Source organism: Thermococcus eurythermalis, assembly GCF_000769655.1.
Classification (GTDB): domain Archaea; phylum Methanobacteriota_B; class Thermococci; order Thermococcales; family Thermococcaceae; genus Thermococcus; species Thermococcus eurythermalis.
Window position 1 is genome coordinate 1,317,695 of the sequence record NZ_CP008887.1, and the last position, 17,728, is coordinate 1,335,422.

Sequence of the window (17,728 nt, forward strand, 5' to 3'; positions counted from 1 at the left end):
CCTTTTAAGTCCCTTCTCTTACTTTCCATATATGGTCAAGGCAAAGTTCGTGGTTCACTACCATGAGGTTGATGACGAAGGCGAACCGAGAAAAGCCCTCAAAAACTACATTGCACTCTTCTCTCCCGATGTGGGTACTCTGGCAGACGCCGTTCTGCAGGCCTCGTATTTAAGCCCCAAGATAACCGTTGTGAGAACTCCAAGTGTAATCTATGTCGCTCCAGGTGAATACGAGATTGAGGGAAAGGCCTACGAATTCCTCGTCGGGAAAGAAGGCGGCCTTAGAAAGGTCGCTGAAGAAATCCTCGGCGTGAAGAGGCTCAAGCTCGACACCGTCGTTAACATCGTCCAGGCCGTTCTCTGGGGTCTGGTTCTCCTCCTTGGATACCTTGGCTACAGAAACGACGTCCTCAGAGAGGCCTCATCATATATGATAGTCCTTCTCGCCCTCTCCTGGGCGATTGAGAACTTTAGAAGGGGCTACAAAAAGCGGGAGCGGGTCAGAGCATCGGCTCCTCATCACGACTCAGAGTGAGGGAAACTGCTCATCATCCCCAATGTCCATTCAGCATGCTCTTTTAAAGTCTGTTCTGCCCAAAAGCAAAAATTCTTTAACGTATAAGGTTGCTCTATCCCTTATGAAGCTGATAAATGCGGTCTCGGTTCTTTATTATCAGCTGAGTGTCCCCCCAGAGCGGGTCAGGGAGGCCTTTTCATCTGCCATTGAGTTCAAGAACCCGACTGGGGAAAGCTTCTCAATAGTCGAGCCCCCAAAAGGGAATGCCGGGCTTCTCGTGATTGACCTTAAGGGAGAAAACCGCCACGTATTCGTCCTTCCCGTTGGAGAGGACCTGGTCTTAATCAATGACAGTCTTCCGAGGGTTTTTGTAGTGCCTCGTGGGGGCCTTGGCGATTTCTTCAGGGCACTTGCGGAGGACAACCCCGATGAAATCCTCGATAGGGGGCTGGGAAAGAAGGGCAAGAAGTGGCGCTTCCTCATAGACTTCATTGCAACGCTCGCAGTGGTCTCCATTGGGGAATACTTCAACCTCGAGCTGGGAGTCTGGGGCGCCGTGCTCCTCGGCGCAGTTTTTGGGGTCGTTGAGTATCTCCTTGGCCCTAAAAAGGGAAACTTTCGAACTCTGGCAACGGAGCTTAATGAAAAGACCGTCAAAAAGGTATACGAAGTCTCGGAAAAGAAGGGAAAAGTCGTGAGGGTGTCCCTTTAGCGCCCCAGCTCCTTGTGGGCCTTTGCCAGGTGCTTTGCAGCTATCGCCGCAAGGAGCGAGAGCTCGCCCGCTAGGACAGCACCTGCCACTATCTCCGCGAACTTCTTGGCGTTCGTTCCGGGCGGGTCTCCGCCGCCGGCGACGCCCATGATTGAGAGGGCCTCCCTCTGGGTCGGGACGCGGGTTCCACCGCCGACGGTTCCGATTTCAAGGCTTGGCATCGTTACGCTGATGTAGAGGTCTCCCTCAGGGGTGACCTCTGCCAGGGTTATGCCATGGGAGCCCTCTGTAATCTGGGCCTCGTCCTGTCCGGTGGCGAGGAAGATTGCACCGACGATGTTTCCGAAATGAGCGTTGAAGCCGTAGGAGCCGGCCTGTGCGGAGCCGACGAGGTTCTTGCGGTAGTTCACCTCGGCTATGAGCTCCGGCGTGGTCTTCAGCTTTTTCTCGACGATTTCGCGCGGGACTATCGCCTCCGCTATGACGGTCTTCCCGCGCCCGTTGATGAAGTTCATGGCGTTCGGCTTCTTGTCAACGCAGAGGTTGCCTGAGAGCGCTAAATAGCGAACGTCCGGGAACTCCTCCTCGATGACCTTCATTATCTCCTCGCTCGATATCGTGACCATGTTCATGCCCATTGCATCGCCGGTCTCGAACTCAAAGCGCAGATAGAGGTTGTTGCCGACGATGTAGGGCTTAACATCCCTCAGCTTGCCGTGTCTGGTGACCTTGCTGACCGCCTTCTCCTGGAGGTAGTCTATGTTTGCTTTAACCCACTCGGCAACCTCCCTGGCGCGCCTTGCGTCCGGGCACTTGAGGAGCGGTGCCCTCGTCATCTTGTCGTCTATGAGAGTCGTCTTAACCCCACCGGCCTCGGTCAGGGCAGAACAGCCGCGGTTAACGCTTGCAACGAGCGCGCCTTCAGTGGTCGCGAGCGGTATGTAGAACTCGCCCTTGGCGTATTCGCCGTTTATTTTAAGCGGCCCGGCGACGCCCATCGGTATCTGGACGACGCCTATCATGTTCTCGATGTTCCTGCCTATGAGCTGCTCCGGGTCTATGCTGTAGTGCCCGATGTGCTCGAGCTTGACGCCGAGCTTCTTCTCAAGGGCCTTCCGTCTGACTTCGGTCGCCCTTCTCTTGTCGGTGTACTTTTCGACCTGGTGGAGTTTTATCTCTCCCTTAACGACTTTCTCAACGAGCTCTTCAAACTCCATTTCAACACCCCCAGAATCAGCCGAATATCCACTCTTCAAGGACTTCCCCGATTTCTTTAAACGCGACGGCGGCGTCGCTGTTGGGACGGTATTTAACTATGGGGATTCCAACGTTGATGGACTCGGGGACGTTGTAGTCAAAGGGAACCCACCCGAGAACAGGGACATCGAGGTCGGTTTCAATCGCCTCGATTATCTTGTCCACAACGTCCGCGCTCTCGCGAACCTTGTTAAGGACAACACCTATGTTGAGGTTGTACTTCTCTCCAAGGGCCTTCAGCTTCTCTATTTCGTTTTTGACCATCGTCTCAAAGGAGTAAATCGGTGAACGCTCTATTTCGACGACTATAATCTGGTAGTTAGCGACCTGGAACGTTGGAAGCGTGTCAAAGGGAACACCAGTGGGGGAATCTACAAAAACGACGCCAAACTTGTACTTTACCCTCTCAAGGATATCAACCAGCTTCCTCGGCGATATCCCGAGGACGTCCTGGAGCTGGGTGCTCCCGGGCATTACGTAGACTCCGGTTTCATTGTGGCGGTATATGGCCCACTCGGGGTCTATATCGGGGTTCTTCAGAAGGGTGTGGACTGTGTACTTAACGGTATCAAGGGCAAAGTGAAAGCCGAGGTTCGGGAGATACAAATCTCCGTCAACGGCCAGAACTCGATACTCTTTCATGGCGAGGTACGAACTTAGGTTTGCCGTTGTGGTAGTTTTGCCGGCGCCTCCACGCCCTGTTACGACGACTACCGCCATCACTCTCCCTCTAAGTTTCTCTTCTTGACGTTGAGGATATAAGGTTTTCCTCTGAATACCTGCCGGAGCTCTGATTTCTGGCCCTCGTGTACACAGTTCTGTCCACTCATGAGCCTCTTAGCTTCGATGAACACAAAAGGTTTATATCATTCCGCCCTTAGATTTCCGTTGTAAGGTTAAGGAGATGGTCGCCATGGCCGAAAAAATGCCCGCTATTATGAAGACTAAACCCGCTTACGGAGCTGAGCTCGTTGAAGTTGACGTCCCCAAGCCCGGGCCGGGCGAAGTCCTCATCAGGGTTCTCGCCACCAGCATCTGCGGTACGGACCTCCACATCTACGAGTGGAACGAGTGGGCGCAGAGCAGGATTAAGCCGCCCCAGATTATGGGCCACGAGGTGGCTGGAGAAGTCGTTGAAGTCGGCCCCGGTGTTGAAGACCTTCAGGAGGGCGACTACATAAGCGCGGAGACGCACATCGTCTGCGGAAAGTGCTATGCCTGCAAGCACAACCGCTACCACGTCTGCCAGAACACCAAGATTTTCGGCGTTGATATGGACGGTGTCTTCGCTACCTATGCCATAGTCCCCGCCCAGAACGCCTGGAAGAACCCCAAGGACATGAAGCCCGAGTATGCCGCCCTCCAAGAACCGCTCGGCAACGCCGTTGATACCGTCCTGGCCGGCCCGATAGCTGGAAGGAGCACGCTCATAACCGGCGCCGGCCCGCTCGGACTGCTCGGCATAACCGTTGCCAAGGCCTCTGGAGCCTACCCGGTCATCGTGAGCGAGCCGAGCGACTTCCGGAGAAAGCTCGCCAAGAAGGTGGGTGCGGACTACGTCATCAACCCCTTCGAGGAAGACCCTGTTGAAGTCGTCATGAGCATAACAGACGGCGCAGGTGTAGAGGTCTTCCTTGAGTTTAGTGGTGCACCGAAAGCCCTTGAGCAGGGACTTAAGGCGACAACCCCCGGAGGAAGGGTCTCACTCCTCGGCCTCTTCCCGCGCGACGTCACGCTCGACTTCAACAACCTCATAATCTTCAAGGCCCTCGAAGTCCACGGTATCACCGGAAGGCACCTCTGGGAGACCTGGTACACGGTCTCAAGCCTCATCCAGAGCGGAAAGCTCAACCTCGACCCGATAATCACCCACAGGTACAAGGGCTTCGACAAGTACGAGGAAGCCTTCGAGCTCATGCGCGCCGGCAAGACCGGCAAGGTCGTCTTCTTCCCTAAGGAGTGATTTTTCTTCCCTTTTTCTCCCACCGCAATTCTTAAGTAAACCATCTCTCATTTCGAGCGGAGGTGTTGGAATGGAGCTGAGCTATCAGGAAAAGCTCACCCTCATCAAGCTCAACGAACTGAAAAAGTCTAAGTTCGAGGAGCTCGTCAAAGAAACTGGACTCGAACAGGTAGCGGTCATGAGGGCCGTTCTCGGCCTGCAGGCGAAAGGTCTGGCCAAACTCCACGAGAGGAGCGAGAGAGTCGTTAAGCTCACCGAGACTGGAAAGAGGTACGCCGAGGTAGGCCTTCCCGAGTGGAGGGCTCTAAAGGTTCTCCGCGAGAAGAAAAAGGTGACCCTCGACGATCTCAGAGAAGTCCTCAGCGACGACGAGCTGAAGCCCATAGTCGGCCTCCTCAGGAAGGAAGGCTGGGCAAGCGTTAGGAAAGAAGACGGAAAGCTCGTCCTCGAAATCACCGAGAAGGGGCTTAAAGCTGAGGAAAGACCCATTGACGGGGCCTTAAAGCTCCTCGTCGAGAGGGAGATTGTTCCTGTTAAGGAAATCGAGAAGCTCGTTCCCGTTAAGGAGCTCAAGAGGAGGAAAATCGGAGAGGAGGAAACCATAACCGAGAGAACCGTCGAGATTACCCCGGAGGGCGAGGAGTTAGCTCCAAAAGTGGAGCTGAAGCGGGAGGTTTCAGTTTTAACCCCCGAGCTCATAAAGTCGGGCAAATGGCGCGAGGTCGAGTTCAGGAAGTTCGACATAAAGGCCCCCGTCAGGAGAATCTATCCCGGCAAGAAGCAACCTTACAGGGCGTTCCTCGACAAGATAAGGAGAAGGCTTATCGAGATGGGCTTCATAGAGATGACCGTCGAGAGCCTCATCGAGACTCAGTTCTGGAACTTTGACGCGCTATTCCAGCCCCAGAACCACCCGGCGAGAGAGTGGACTGACACTTACCAGCTCAAGTACCCGAAGACCGGGTTCCTGCCGGAGAAGGAGCTTGTCGAGAGGGTTAAGGCCGCCCACGAGCACGGTCTGGCAGGCTCACGCGGTTGGGGCTACGTCTGGTCTCCAGAGAGGGCGATGCTCCTCATGCCGAGGGCACACGGCACTGCTCTAAGCGGTAGACAGCTCGCCAAAGGCGTTGAGATTCCCGGAAAATACTTCACAATCCAGCGCGTTTTCCGTCCGGACGTCCTCGACAGGACGCACCTCATCGAGTTCAACCAGATTGACGGCTTCGTCGTTGGGGAAGACCTCAACTTCAGGCACCTGCTCGGAATCCTCAAGCGCTTTGCAGTTGAGATTGCAGGAGCAAAGAAAGTCAAGTTCCTGCCCGACTACTATCCGTTCACCGAACCGAGCGTCCAGATGAGCGCCTACCACCCTGAACTCGGCTGGGTCGAGTTCGGCGGTGCCGGAATCTTCCGCGAGGAGATGACCAAGGCCCTTGGAATAGACGTCCCGGTCATCGCGTGGGGAATCGGAATCGACAGATTAGCTATGTTCAAGCTCGGGATAGACGACATACGCTACCTGTTCAGCTACGACCTCCGCTGGCTGAGGGAAGCGAAGCTGGTGTGGTGATGGGAGATGCCAAAGTTTGACGTGTCAAAGCGGGATTTGGAGAGGCTCGTTGGCAGAGAATTCACGGTCGAGGAATGGGAGGACCTCTTCCTCTACGCCAAATGCGAGCTGGACGACGTCTGGGAGGAGAACGGTCAAATCTACTTCAAGGCCGACTCAAAGGACACCAACAGGCCTGACCTCTGGAGCGCTGAAGGAATAGCGAGGCAGATTCGCTGGGCGCTTGGATTCCAGAGGGATCTGCCGAAATATGAGGTCGAGAAGAGCGACGTTACCGTTTACGTTGACGAAAAGCTGAAGGACATCAGGCCCTACGGTGTCTACGCCATAGTCGAGGGCCTCAGCCTTGACGAGGAGGCCCTCAGGCAGATGATTAACCTCCAGGAAAAGGTCGCCCTCACCTTCGGAAGGAGAAGGAGAGAAGTCGCAATAGGAATCTTTGACTTCGACAAGGTGAAGCCTCCTATATACTACAGAGCGGCGGAGAAGACCGAGAAGTTCGTCCCGCTGGGCTTCGAGGAGGAACTTACGCTGGAAGAAATCCTTGAGAAGCACGAGAAGGGCCGTGAGTACGGCCACCTGATAAAGGACAAGCCCTACTACCCACTTCTCGTTGATTCCGAAGGTAAAGTCCTCTCAATGCCCCCGATTATAAACTCCGAGATAACCGGAAGGGTAACGACCGAAACGAGGAACGTCTTCGTTGACGTTACGGGCTGGGATTTGAACAAGGTCATGCTTGCCCTTAACGTTGTCGTCACAGCTTTAGCGGAGCGCGGAGGAAGGATTAAGAGCGTCAAGGTGGTTTACCCGGACTTCGAGGTCGTGACCCCCGACCTCACCCCGAAGGAGTTTGAGGTCGAGCTGGACTACATAAGGAAGCTTGCGGGCCTCGACCTGAGCGACGAGGAAATCAAGGAGCTCCTTGTGAGGATGATGTACGATGTCACCCTGGAGGACGGCAAGGCGAAGCTCCTCTACCCGGCTTTCCGCGACGACATAATGCATGCGAGGGACGTTTTGGAGGACGTCCTCATTGCCTATGGCTACAACGAGATTGAGCCGGAGGAGCCGAAGCTCGCCGTCCAGGGCAGGGGGGACAAATTTATCGAGTTTGAAGATGCCGTGAGGGAGCTTATGGTCGGCTTCGGCCTGCAGGAGGTCATGACGTTCAACCTGACGAACAGGGAGGCCCAGTATGGAAAGATGAACCTCGAATACGGAAGGGACTACTTCAGCAACCCGCCGGCTGAGCTCGTCGAGATAGAGAACCCGATAAGCCCCAAGTGGTCTGCCCTTAGAAGCTGGCTCCTCCCAAGTCTGCTCGACTTCCTGAGCCAGAACACCCACGAGGAGTACCCGCAGAGGCTCTTTGAGGTCGGAAAGGCAACGCTCATCGACGAGAGCAGGGAGACCAAGACTGTCAGCGAGAGTAAACTAGCGGTCGTCCTGGCCCAGCCGAGGGCAACCTTCACCGACGCGAAGGAGATACTTGAGGGTGTTATGCGCCACCTCGGCTTCGAGTACGAGCTCGAAGAAGTTGAGCACCCAAGCTTCATATCGGGCAGGGCCGGAAGAATAATCGTGAACGGAGAGACCATCGGTGTCATCGGGGAGATACACCCTGCGGTGCTAGAAAAGTGGGGAATTGAGATGCCCGTTGCGGGCTTTGAGCTGTTCCTCAGGCCACTCTACACGGAGCCCTACCTCTAACCCCCGCTTTTCTTCTCCTTTAGTTTCTCCAGCCCCACGCACATCAGCTCGTAGTTTGTGATGCTGAGCAGGACTTCAATGTCGAACACGTCCTTCATGCTCTCACCCCAATTTCCCCTTCTCAACTCTGTTTATCAACGTTTTGGGAATTCTTTTGTATTTTATTCGAATCTATGATTTACAAACATCAAGAATCTTGGACAATGTTCAAGGAAGGCTTTTTATACTCCTGCTCAAAGCGCCAACCATGAAGCTCGCCCTGCGCGTGGCCTATGATGGGACGGCATTCTACGGCTTTCAGAGACAGCCCGGGGTTAGAACCGTTGAGGGGGAGCTTATCCGGGTTCTGACAAAGCTTAAAATCATCGAGAGTCCTGAAAAAAACGACTTCAAAGGTGCTTCCCGGACCGACCGGGGGGTCTCAGCCTTCTTTAACGTCGTTTCCTTCCTCCCCGGTGAGAGAGCCGATTTAGCGAGGCCGGAAGTCCTAAACCACCACCTCAAAGACCTCTGGGTTCTCGGAGTCGCTGAGGTTCCCCTTGAGTTCCACCCGAGGTTCTGGGCCGGCTCAAAGACCTACCGCTACTACCTCATTGACGAGGGCTTTGACCTTGAGAAGGTCCTCGAGTGTGCCCGGCTTTTTGAGGGCGTCCATGACTTCTCGGCCTTTGCAAAGCTTGAGCCGGGGAGGGACCCCGTAAGGGAAATAAGGGAGGTAAGGGTAATCCCGATGAACGGCTACTACGTTGTGGAAATCACGGGCAAGAGCTTCCTCTGGGAGATGGTGCGGAGAATAGTCAACGCGCTCCGCTTCTGCGGGCTCGGTCTTCTTGAGAAAGGGGACATAGAAGCTATGCTCTCCGGCACTTACCGGAAAAAAGTTCCGCCGGCACCGCCTGAGAACCTCCTGCTCTGGCACATAGAGTATCCCGGAATCAAGTTTGAAACGGACAAAAAAGGCCTAGCCAAGGCAAAACGCGACCTCTTTGAGCGCTATTCAAGGGCCCTTGCGCGTGCGGCGCTTTTTGGAGACTGCCTCGTCGAGCTTTGATTCCCTGTCGTAGTACTTTCCGTAGTACTGCTTCAGCGCCTTCTGACGCTCTATGAAGTGCGTGTAAAGCAGCGGGTCGTCGTCGGCGACGTCAACGATAACGGCCCTCATGCCTTTCTTCGGCCTCAGCGCCCTCCCTATGGTCTGTATCGTCATGATATCGCTCTTTCCGCCGCCGGCCAGTATTATCGCCGAAATCTCAGGGATGTCAACTCCCTCCTTTAGGAGGGTCGAGATTAAAACCGGAATCTCGCCCTTCTTGTATGCCTCAAGGACCTCCCAGCGGTTCTGGCTCTGTGAGCTGAGAAACTCAGCCTTTACGCCCTCCTTTTCGAGCATCTCTTTCAGGATTTTGCCGTGTTCGATGCGCTTGACGTCTATGAGGACGCGGTGACCCTTTTTAACGAGCTCTTTGGCCTTCTCCGCTATGGCCCTGTTCCTCTCGTCGTTGTTCATCACAACGTCCTCGTAGAGCTCTTTGTACCTTTCGCTGAACGAGGGCATGCTTGACTCGTACGTTATGACCTCAAACCTGGGCTTCGCCAGAAAGCCCTCCCTGATTAAATCTTCTGCCTTGACCTCGTAGATTATCGGGCCCACGACGGCCTCAATCTTTATCTCCTCACCCCTGACGCGCCTCCACGGCGTTGCTGAGAGCCCGAAGCGGTAGACCTGGGGGAGGCTTATTCCCAGCTGGTAGAACTTCTCTGCGGCGGAAGTGCGGTGGCACTCATCGAACATGACTATCGCGTAGTCGTTCTGGAGCTTGTCAGCGCCCCTTGAGAGAAGGGTCTGTATCATAGCGACAGTTACGTTCTCCTCGTTCCACTTGTTGTCGCCGACGATTCCGGCTTTAACGCCGAGGAGCTCCTCGACCTTCTCTGCCCACTGGTAGAGGAGCTCCTTCGTGTGCACCACTATGAGGGCGGAGAGGTCAAGCTCGTGGATAATCCTCAGCCCGACGACGGTTTTTCCGCTTCCGACGGGCAGGGCTAAGACACCCATCTTCTCCTTGAGCGCCTTTTTGACGGCCCTCTGCTGGTATCTTCTCAGAGAATAGTCCTCGTTCCATGTCGAGTTGAGCTTGGTCCCCCTAATTTGCCTCTCGTCCTTTACCCTGACCCGGTAGCCCTTGGAGTTGAGGAACTTCTTGACCCTTGGGAGCAGGCCCACTGGAAACGTCTTCTCGTAGGGGTCATAGAGGCTCTCAGGCTTCTCCCATTTGCCGTAGTCCTTCTTGTAGGTGAGCAGGTCGTATATCTTGAAGTAGACGCTTGGGTCTGCCTTCTCAATCTTGACCAGTGCGGAACCGTCTGGGATTCTGAGGACTACCATGGGCATATTCAATCAAAGCAAATCTGGAAAAAGGCTTTATAGCCCTTTTGGAAGAAAGGGTCAGGTGGTGTTATGCTGAGGGACATCCTTCAAAAGTTCGATGATTTGGTTGTCATAAAGGAGCCCGTGAGCAAGGAGCTTGAGATAACCCGCTACCTCCTCAAGTACAGGGACAGGCCCGTCCTGTTCGAGGACGTGGGTGGCTGGAAGGTGGCGGGCAACATATGGAGCACCCGCGAGAGGATAGCCTCTTTTCTGAACACGGAGAAAGAAAGGCTCGTGCACGTCCTTACTGAGGCCATAGAGAACCCCTCGCCCTACAGAACCGTCGAGGGCGCACCATTTCTGAAGAACTCCACGCGCGACTTCTCGCTGATAGAGCTTCCGATTCCAAAGTACTACCCGAAGGACGGCGGTCAGTACTTCACCTCTGCCATGGTGATAGCCAAAGACGAAAGCGGCTTCGTCAATGTGTCTTTCCACAGGATTATGGTGCGAGACGAGAAGACTGCCGCGATAAGGCTCGTCCCAAGGCACCTCTACGCCATGTGGAAGGACAGGGCCGAGCACGGGGAAGAGCTTGACGTCAGGATTGTGGTTGGAAACCCCGGCCACCTGCTCCTGGCTGGGGCAACCAGCGTGGCCTATGGCGTGAGTGAGCTTGAGATAGCCTCAAAGCTGAGTGAAATGGCCTTCGGAAAACCGCTTGAGGTCGTCGAAGTCGGCGGAATACCCGTCCCTGTCGAGAGCGAGTTCGTCTTCGAGGCAAGGATAACCCCGGAGCTTGTTGATGAGGGTCCGTTTGTTGACATAACCGGAACCTACGACTACGTGAGGAAGCAGCCGCTTGTCGTGTTTGAGCGCATGTATCATGTGGACGAGCCGATATTCCACGCCCTCCTGCCTGGAGGATATGAGCACTTCATGCTCATGGGCCTCCCCAAGGAGCCCCAGATTTACGCGAGCGTCAAGCGCGTGGTTCCCAAGGTTCACGGCGTAAGGCTGACTGAAGGCGGTGCAATGTGGCTCCACGCCGTTGTTAGCATAACCAAACAGCACGACGGCGACGGCAAGAACGCTATTCTTGCCGCCTTTGCGGGCCACCCGAGCCTGAAGCACGTGGTTGTCGTTGACGAGGATATTAACATCTACGACGACCGCGAGGTTGAGTGGGCGATAGCGACGCGCTTCCAGGCCGACAGAGACTTGGTCATAGTGCCTAACGCCCGCGGCAGCTCCCTCGACCCCTCCGCCGAAAAAAGCCTCACGACGAAGTGGGGCATTGACGCGACGAAGCCGCTGGAAAGAAAAGAGGAGTTTGAGAGGGCGAGGGTTTAGCCCTCCCCCTTTTACTCCACCAACTTCAGGAATATCTCTTCGAGGCTGGGTTCTTTGACCTGCATTGCGAGTATCTTGGCGCCCTGGGAAGCCACGTAATCGTGAAGCTCCTCGCGAATGTCCTCGGGCGAGACGACACGATACCTGTTCCCCCCAAGGGGAGTGACACTCCAAGGAGCAGAACTCCAGTCAACAGGCCTGTTAGTCTCGATTATGATGGTGTAACCGGCCTCCCTGAGGAACTCGCGCTTGATGTTCTCAATGCTGTCCTCCAGCACGAGCCTGCCCTTCACGATCACGCCAACCGTGTCGCAGACTTCTTCAACGTGCGCTAAAATATGGCTCGAGAAAAAGACAGTCTTCCCAGCCTTCCTCTGCTCCCTGATAATCTCCTTGAACTCCGCAATACCAGTCGGGTCGAGGCCCGTCATAGGCTCGTCCAGAATCAACAAGTCAGGCTCATTAATAAGCGCCTGGGCAAGCAAAAGCCTCTGCCGCATACCCTTAGAGAACTTACCGACTTTCTTGTTCCTGACGTCCCAGAGGTTAACCATTTTGAGAATCTCCTCGGCACGCTTCTCCCGCTCGGCTTTGGAAATTCCGAAGGCCTTGCCGATTATGTGGAGGGTTTGCAGGGGGGTTAGGAACTCCCAGAGGGTGGCGTGCTCGGGCATATAGCCGATTCTGGCTTTTGCCTTAACGAGCTTACCCTCGTCGAACCTTCCGTTCTGGAAGACTTCCTCGCCGAGGAGTTCAATGCGTCCTTCTTGCGGGAAGACGAGGCCAAGGAGGCTCAGTATTGTCGTGCTCTTCCCGGCACCGTTGGGTCCAAGGAAACCGTAAACAACACCCCTCGGGACTCTCAATGTGAGCCCATCAAGGGCCCTGACGTCCTTGTAAACCTTAACCAGGTTTTCCACGGTAATCATTGCTATCACCTCAGATCCATCCTGAGGAAGCGCCAGGTCGCAACGCCGAGGTAGACAAGGGTCATAACTACCAGAAGGGCAACGTTCAGCGACCTCTTCTTAATTGCCTGGCCAACGCCGGCGTATTCGACTTTGTAGTCAGTGATGGTGTGAGTTTCCCCGTTTATTTCAATGGTCTCAGTTACCTCATGGTAGTCGTTTACGGAGTCCGCGATGATGGAAAACTGAGCGCTGGGTGAGTAGAAGAGATATTTCGCATAGTAATCCGCCCTATAGTCCAAAGATTCTGTGATGCTCATATCTTCAGGAGCCCCTACTTCGTACGAAACTACAACCGGAAGAAGCAAGTGGAGCAGGAAGAACACACCAAGGGCGACTCCCAGTGACGCTCCCGACGAGCGGACGAATGTTGAAATGATGTATCCGATGGCAATGAATTCGAGCATCGTGAGAAGGAGGAGCAGGTTGAGCAGAAAGACGTCGGCGGTTATCTTCCCAACTGAAACCCCGGCCCACTGAAGGCCTGCGAGTGTAACCACGCTCGTGAGAACGACCGCAACGCCGAAGACTACGAGCTGTCCGAGGTACTTACCGAGGATATAGCTTAGCCTCGTCACGCTCTTGCTTAGGGCTATTCTGATGGTTCCATCTTCAATCTCCTTGTTTATCGCCCCCGCGCCGATGACCACCGCGAGGATCCCGAGAAAGAACAGTGCCATTCCGCTGGAGAAATTTATAACCTCTCCTATGGCTTCAAGATCATTTGTGATTCCTTCCCGTTTCAGTGCGTAAAAGACTGGGACGTAGAGGGTGATTATTATCGCCAGTACTGCCCAGAGCTTCTTCGTCCTAAGTCCCTTCATAAACTCAACTTCAAACCCCCAGAACATTTGAAACACCTCCTTCGTGTATCCTTGTGAAACTAACATAGAGAGTATAAAAAATTTGTCCTCCAGGTAAGAATGAAATTAGAGTCTCGTAAGTTCAAGAACCAGCTCCGCCCTGGAACAGTGCTTCCTCAGCCTTTCAAGAACCCTTTCTTTTCCCCCGAGGGCCGGCCACAGTATCGAGTCAATGTGGAGAGGAGAAATTCCAGTTTCCTTCGCTACCCTGCTCCAGAAGCTTACCGGTGGCTCGCTGGTAAAGCGCTTCGTGTAGGCGTTTATCCTCACGTCGTCAGGTATCTCGATGGCCATTGGATACGGCACGAACTCGCCAAAGACTATCCTCCCCGCGTAGCCGAACATCTTCACTGCGAAGACCATCGTTTTTGCGCTCTTCTTCGAGCCGAGCGTTTTAGCAAGCTTGTCGCGAAGGCGCTCCATTCCTTCGAAGTAGTACTCCCTCAAGTCTTCGAGAGAACGCTCCTCAAGGAACGGCTCAAGCCTCTGCAGTCGCTTGAGCTTCCCCGCAACGAGGCGCCTGTTAGTCTGGGAGTTGGGGAGGAAACGAGAATACGCTTCGGCAATGCCCCCCTCCGGCGGGTTTTTGGAGAAATACTTTGAGAACTCCCACCACCAGTCCTCGCCCTTTCCGCTGAGCTGGTAGCTGACGATGGAGTTTGCTATAACGAGCTTGACGAAGAGTTCGTCGTCCCCGAGGTTTTCCCGGAGGTTTTTGAGCGCGTCGAACTGCAAATCGACTTTCTCCTCTATCAACCTCGCGCAGTCGATGCCCAGCTCGTTCAGGATTTCGATGAGGCGCTGGACTTTCTCCCCATCTTCCCGGTATTTTATCCTCACGAAGCGGTCGAGCGTCACCCTGCCACGCTCCTTATCAACCTTTCCAAGAAGGCGTTTTCTGTGACGATTTCCGCCCCAATGTTCCTTGGGAGACCGAGCTCGACCTTGGCCCTTATCCCGTGCTCCCGTAGATAGTCACTCAGCTCCGCAGAGAGCCTCTGGAACTCCCCTTTCAGGATTAGCCCATAAACGGTCGGCCCCCAGCTGCTCTGGCCCGCGCCGTAGGTGTGCTCCCTGAGCCACTCAAGTATCAGTCTCACGTCTTCCCTGAACTCCCCGCCCTGGAACTCGGCGAAGTGCTTCCCGACGAGCGTCTGTACCGCGGAGAGGTGTCTGCCAAAGGTCTTTATGTTTCTCTCCTTCAGGGCGGGCAGGAGGCCTAGCAGAATGCGGTGGCTTATCTCCATCGCGGCTCTGACGTCCCCGAACTTCCCCCCCATTATGGGCTTCTCTTCCTCCTCGTCGAAGCCTGGCCTGGTCTCCGGAATAACGAGCAGGAAGGCCCATTCCTCCGGGAAGTCCCCCCTGAATATCAGCGGGGGAACTCCTTCCTCAACGCCCCCGTCGAGGACAAAACCGCCGTGGGCGAAGGCGTAGATTCCCGCCCCGCTGTTCTTGCCCCTCCCAAGGGCTTCGGCAAGCTTTTCGACGGGAGTATTCAGGCCGCTGAGCTTCGCTACCGCAGTCCCCACAGCGAGGCTGAGCTGGGTGGTGGAGCCCAAACCGACGTGCCTTGGAATCGCCTTCCTCACCTCAACCAGGTAGCCGGTGCCGGTTCCAAAGGCCGAGTTCATTCTGGCGAGGGTCTTCTTTATTGTCTCGACGTCCTCCCCCTCCGCCTTTATTTCCAGGCTCTCCGAGGGGAGGACTCTGACCTCGTACCCGCCTTCCAGAGCAACGCCAAGGCTCCCGAAGCGTCTTCCAAGCGAGCCCGTTGGGTCTATAAGGCCGAGGTGGAGCCTTTTTGGTGTCCGGATTATCATCTTCTCCCACCCAATAAAGTTTTTAACGATTACTCCCAGTGGTGATGGGTGATTATATGGCCAAGGAGGGGAACACGCTTGAACTCGTCCTCTACTTTGTGGCGGCGTTCCTGGGGGTAATCGGCCTCGTTACTATCCCCGCCCTTGTTGCGGAGCTCTACCTGCTCCACGCAATTTCGAAGCGGAACCTGGCCGTTACGGGGGAGGCCGTCCTTGCGACTTTTACCGCCTTAAACGGCGCCTTTGTTTTTGTCATCTACGCGATGGACGTCGACCCGTTTCTGCCAGTCGTCTTATCAACTCTAACGTTTTTAGTCTTGGCGGTGCTTATTGAAGGGGGTGTTTGCTGTGAAGTTTGCGGGAATCGGCCTTGACGAGCCGAGGATAATGGGCGTGATAAACGTCTCGCCGGAGAGCTTCTACAAGGGGAGTGTGAAGAGCGATGAGCGGGCGTTAGCCGAGACCGCCGTTAGAATGGTCGAGGAAGGTGCGAGCTTCATAGACATCGGGGCAAAGTCAACGGCCCCTTACCTTGAGACCCAGATTCCGCTCGAAGAGGAAATCAAGAGGGCCGTCTGGGCGGTTAAAGTGGTTAAGGACAGCGTTGATGTCCCGGTCAGTATAGACACCACGAGTGCAAGGGTCGCCGAAGAAGCGCTGAAAGCAGGGGCGGACATAATAAACGACGTCACAGGCCTCAAGGGTGACCCCGAAATGGCGAAAGTGGCTTCTGAGTACAGTGCTCCCACCGTTTTGTGTGCTCACGGGACAGTGCGCGACTTCTCTGACCCCGTTGCAACGGTTGTTCACTTCCTTGAGGAGAGCCTCGCAATAGCAAGGGAGCACGGGGTTGAAGACGTGGCCGTTGATCCTGCCATAGGTTTCCTAAGGCCTAGGTACCCGCCTTGGTACGAATGGGACTCAAAGGTCATAGCGAACCTCAACCTCCTCAAGCTCCTTGGAAAACCGATTCTCGTTGGGGTCTCACGGAAGTCCTTCATAGGTGCCATAACGGGCAGGGAGAACCCCTCGGAGAGGCTTGCGGGCAGTCTCTCGGCAACCGCAGTGGCGGTCTTCAGGGGTGCAAACATCGTCAGAACGCACGACGTTAGGGAGACCCTTGACGCCGTTAAAATGGCAGGCTTCCTCAGGCGGTTTTCCATTTAGCGCCTTTTGCCCTCTTCCATTCCTCCAGAAGGGTTATCAGGAGCGAGATGGAAACCGGCCCTATAATGATTCCTACGAACCCAAAGGCTATGTAGCCGCCGAAAATTCCGACGAGGCTGACGAGAGCATTGACGCCCCACTTTTTCTTCTCCAGCTTTTTGGAGAGTGCTATATCCGGCAGGGGGGATATTAGGGCAAAGCCGAGGATACCCATTACAAGGGCCTTCCCATAGAGGCCCGACTTGAAGAGGTAGACGGCACTCGCCACCCAGACTGCCCATCCCCCCAGGACTGGTAGCAGCTCAAGGACGACGACCAGTATGCCGGCCGCTATTGAACCTCCAGCGTCAGATATTCCGAGGAGGTAAAATAGGACTGAGAGCACGACACCCTTGCCGACGCTCACGAGCAACCATCCGCGCAGGAGGTGGTGGAGCGTCCCTGCCGCACTGTTTATGAGCTTCATGGCGAGCTCTTCCCTGCTGGGCGGTAGGAGGGCATAGACCTCGTCCTTGATAGCTTTTGCGTTTATAAGGGCGCCGTAGAAGGCAAAAACCATGACGATGACCTGAAGGGCAAGCGTGGGCAGGGAATAGGTGTAGCCCAAGACATACTCGTTGAAGCGCTCCTCTATTGCATACGAAAGTCTGTGCAGGAGGTCGTATATCCCGCTGGGGAGGTTTAGGCCGAGAAGCCACCCGAAGAAAGTTTCAACGTAGTCTGCGAGGGAGTACTTTACGTCGTTTATCCAGAGGGCAAAGCCGAGTATGAAGAGGAAGGAAAAGATCGTTAAAAGCCCCGTAAGGAGGAACACAGACCAGCGGTTCCCGATTTTGAGGCTGAGCCTTTCGTGAACCGGATAGAGAATGTAAGCCAGGGTTGCGGCCACGATTAGGGGGGAAAGAACCGGACTAACCGTCTGCCAGGTAAGGTAAAGGATTACCAGTGAGACGGCTATCCATACCCCGGTTTCAATCTCCATCGAGCATCCCCAGATACTTTAGAACCAGCTCCCTGGCGCTCGGTTTGTTGAATATTACAAGGTAACCCCTCTCGTCAAGGAGGAAGTCCTTTCCGAGTGCGAGCAGGCCTTTCTTGAGCTTTACGATTTCTGCCTTATCCAGGTCTATCCGTTCCTTGATTTCCTCCGGCGCGTTGATGCCCTCAAGGGCCTTTTCGAGCCTGTTGAGGACGCTCCTGTTGGTGAACTTGACGGGGCTGAAGTTTGGCTCCTCTGCGACTATCTCACTGGGGTCGAGGTATATTCCCCAGAACTCCTTGGCGCACTCAAAGGGGTATACGTAGTCCGGCCCATAATCTGGGAGGTAGAGCTCCCTTATAATCGCGAGGAGAAGCCTCCTGGCGTCTTTTCCGTAGTACTCAACCCTGAGCTTAAACTTCCCGTCCTCAAAGCCGTTTTCAAAGACCTCAAGCTTCTCCTCGCAGAGCAC

General features: G+C 54.9%; 18 protein-coding genes. 9 read left to right on the plus strand and 9 right to left on the minus strand.

The genetic code is table 11. The annotated features are described in order from the left end of the window. Positions 1 to 31: 31 nt before the first annotated feature. Together TEU_RS07125 and TEU_RS07130 are read left to right on the plus strand one after the other, a co-directional pair. Positions 32 to 535 (plus strand): hypothetical protein, encoded by a 504-nt coding sequence (locus tag TEU_RS07125; RefSeq protein WP_050003118.1) that lies wholly within the window; start codon positions 32 to 34, stop codon positions 533 to 535. Positions 536 to 638: 103 nt separating this feature from the next. Then, positions 639 to 1,229 carry a hypothetical protein gene (locus TEU_RS07130; protein ID WP_050003119.1) on the plus strand — a complete coding sequence of 197 codons (591 nt, stop codon included), beginning with the start codon at positions 639 to 641 and terminating at the stop codon, positions 1,227 to 1,229. Here TEU_RS07130 and hmgA read toward each other — a convergent pair. Beyond that, entirely contained in the window at positions 1,226 to 2,446 is a 1,221-nt protein-coding gene (gene hmgA / locus TEU_RS07135) for a hydroxymethylglutaryl-CoA reductase (NADPH) (RefSeq protein ID WP_050003120.1), read from the minus strand. The two genes, TEU_RS07130 and hmgA, sit on opposite strands and share 4 nt — an antisense overlap. A gap of 16 nt (positions 2,447 to 2,462) precedes the next feature. Next, on the minus strand, positions 2,463 to 3,206 hold the full coding sequence (locus TEU_RS07140; protein WP_050003121.1) for a MinD/ParA family ATP-binding protein: 744 nt from the start codon (positions 3,204 to 3,206) through the stop codon (positions 2,463 to 2,465). Positions 3,207 to 3,399: 193 nt separating this feature from the next. Between TEU_RS07140 and tdh the strand changes: the two genes are divergently transcribed. The 4 genes from tdh (at position 3,400) to truA (ending at position 8,783) form a co-directional block, all read left to right on the plus strand. Beyond that, on the plus strand, positions 3,400 to 4,449 hold the full coding sequence (gene tdh / locus TEU_RS07145; RefSeq protein WP_050003122.1) for an L-threonine 3-dehydrogenase: 1,050 nt from the start codon (positions 3,400 to 3,402) through the stop codon (positions 4,447 to 4,449). Positions 4,450 to 4,519: 70 nt separating this feature from the next. Beyond that, positions 4,520 to 6,019 (plus strand): phenylalanine--tRNA ligase subunit alpha, encoded by a 1,500-nt coding sequence (gene pheS, locus TEU_RS07150; protein WP_050003123.1) that lies wholly within the window; start codon positions 4,520 to 4,522, stop codon positions 6,017 to 6,019. Positions 6,020 to 6,025: 6 nt separating this feature from the next. Continuing rightward, on the plus strand, positions 6,026 to 7,732 hold the full coding sequence (pheT, locus tag TEU_RS07155; RefSeq protein WP_050003124.1) for a phenylalanine--tRNA ligase subunit beta: 1,707 nt from the start codon (positions 6,026 to 6,028) through the stop codon (positions 7,730 to 7,732). Between the two features lie 247 nt (positions 7,733 to 7,979). After that, on the plus strand, positions 7,980 to 8,783 hold the full coding sequence (gene truA / locus TEU_RS07160; protein ID WP_050003125.1) for a tRNA pseudouridine(38-40) synthase TruA: 804 nt from the start codon (positions 7,980 to 7,982) through the stop codon (positions 8,781 to 8,783). Here the strand turns inward: truA and TEU_RS07165 are convergent. After that, positions 8,730 to 10,118 carry a DEAD/DEAH box helicase gene (locus TEU_RS07165; protein WP_050003126.1) on the minus strand — a complete coding sequence of 463 codons (1,389 nt, stop codon included), beginning with the start codon at positions 10,116 to 10,118 and terminating at the stop codon, positions 8,730 to 8,732. The genes truA and TEU_RS07165 overlap by 54 nt on opposite strands. Before the next feature lie 72 nt (positions 10,119 to 10,190). On the opposite strand from TEU_RS07165, the gene TEU_RS07170 reads away from it, so the two are divergent. Then, the gene (locus TEU_RS07170) at positions 10,191 to 11,456 is read left to right on the plus strand and encodes a UbiD family decarboxylase (protein WP_050003127.1); all 1,266 of its coding nucleotides are present in this window, start codon (positions 10,191 to 10,193) and stop codon (positions 11,454 to 11,456) included. An 11-nt stretch (positions 11,457 to 11,467) separates the two neighbouring features. On the opposite strand, the gene TEU_RS07175 is transcribed toward TEU_RS07170, so the two are convergent. The 4 genes from TEU_RS07175 to TEU_RS07190 form a co-directional block, all read right to left on the minus strand. Then, positions 11,468 to 12,385 carry an ABC transporter ATP-binding protein gene (locus TEU_RS07175; RefSeq protein ID WP_050003128.1) on the minus strand — a complete coding sequence of 306 codons (918 nt, stop codon included), beginning with the start codon at positions 12,383 to 12,385 and terminating at the stop codon, positions 11,468 to 11,470. Between the two features lie 5 nt (positions 12,386 to 12,390). Further along, positions 12,391 to 13,275: an ABC transporter permease gene (locus TEU_RS07180; RefSeq protein WP_050003129.1), complete on the minus strand. Its 885-nt coding sequence runs from the start codon at positions 13,273 to 13,275 to the stop codon at positions 12,391 to 12,393. Between the two features lie 78 nt (positions 13,276 to 13,353). Beyond that, the gene (locus TEU_RS07185) at positions 13,354 to 14,145 is read right to left on the minus strand and encodes an N-glycosylase/DNA lyase (protein WP_050003130.1); all 792 of its coding nucleotides are present in this window, start codon (positions 14,143 to 14,145) and stop codon (positions 13,354 to 13,356) included. Further along, positions 14,142 to 15,110, minus strand: a complete 969-nt coding sequence (locus TEU_RS07190; protein WP_050003131.1) for a beta-ribofuranosylaminobenzene 5'-phosphate synthase family protein — start codon at positions 15,108 to 15,110, stop codon at positions 14,142 to 14,144. The genes TEU_RS07185 and TEU_RS07190 overlap by 4 nt, the downstream gene beginning before the upstream one ends. Before the next feature lie 44 nt (positions 15,111 to 15,154). On the opposite strand from TEU_RS07190, the gene TEU_RS07195 reads away from it, so the two are divergent. Both TEU_RS07195 and folP read left to right on the plus strand, forming a co-directional pair. Beyond that, positions 15,155 to 15,484 (plus strand): hypothetical protein, encoded by a 330-nt coding sequence (locus TEU_RS07195; RefSeq protein WP_144244831.1) that lies wholly within the window; start codon positions 15,155 to 15,157, stop codon positions 15,482 to 15,484. After that, on the plus strand, positions 15,459 to 16,277 hold the full coding sequence (gene folP / locus TEU_RS07200) for a dihydropteroate synthase (RefSeq protein WP_050003133.1): 819 nt from the start codon (positions 15,459 to 15,461) through the stop codon (positions 16,275 to 16,277). The genes TEU_RS07195 and folP overlap by 26 nt, the downstream gene beginning before the upstream one ends. On the opposite strand, the gene TEU_RS07205 is transcribed toward folP, so the two are convergent. After that, positions 16,258 to 17,259, minus strand: a complete 1,002-nt coding sequence (locus TEU_RS07205; RefSeq protein ID WP_050003134.1) for an AI-2E family transporter — start codon at positions 17,257 to 17,259, stop codon at positions 16,258 to 16,260. The genes folP and TEU_RS07205 overlap by 20 nt on opposite strands. Further along, positions 17,249 to 17,728, minus strand: a complete 480-nt coding sequence (locus TEU_RS07210; RefSeq protein WP_050003135.1) for a PH1570 family protein — start codon at positions 17,726 to 17,728, stop codon at positions 17,249 to 17,251. The genes TEU_RS07205 and TEU_RS07210 overlap by 11 nt, the downstream gene beginning before the upstream one ends.